The 486-nt window shown below is 72.0% G+C and carries 1 protein-coding gene; it reads left to right on the top strand.

The window, feature by feature from the left end:
- Window positions 1-486 (top strand): aspartate aminotransferase family protein (locus B2X67_RS02430; protein ID WP_286784508.1); only part of this gene is annotated, 486 nt, incomplete at both ends.

The following is a 486-nucleotide window of genomic DNA, read 5'->3' as shown; positions in this document are numbered from 1 at the left end:
GCCGTTCAACGACCTCGCCGCGCTGCAGGCCGCGGTGGACGACGATACCGTGGCGATCCTGCTCGAACCGGTGCAGGGCGATGCCGGCGTGATCCCGGCGACCCTGGAATACCTGCAGGGCGCGGAGAGGCTGTGCCGCGAGCGCGGCCTCCTGCTGATCCTCGACGAAGTGCAGACCGGCATCGGCCGCTGCGGCTCGCTGCTCGCCGAGGAGCTGTACGGCGTGCGCGCCGATATCGTCACCCTCGGCAAGGGCCTCGGCGGCGGCGTTCCTCTGGCCGCCTTGCTGGCGCGAGGCAACGCCGGATGTTTCGAGCCCGGTGATCTGGGCGGCACGCTGCATGGCAACCCGCTGATGACCAGTGCCGGGCTCGCGGTGCTGCAGGCGACCCTGGAGCCGGGCTTCCTCGAACACATCCGCGAGGTCGGCGAGCGCATGCGCGAGGGTCTGGCGCGGCTGTCACGGCGCAGCGGCCACGGCCCGCT

This window comes from Pseudomonas sp. UBA3153, assembly GCF_002364635.1.
Lineage (GTDB): Bacteria > Pseudomonadota > Gammaproteobacteria > Pseudomonadales > Pseudomonadaceae > Pseudomonas_O > Pseudomonas_O kuykendallii.
Note: the sequence above shows the minus strand (reverse complement) of the source record. Positions and strands in the feature narration are given on the sequence as shown.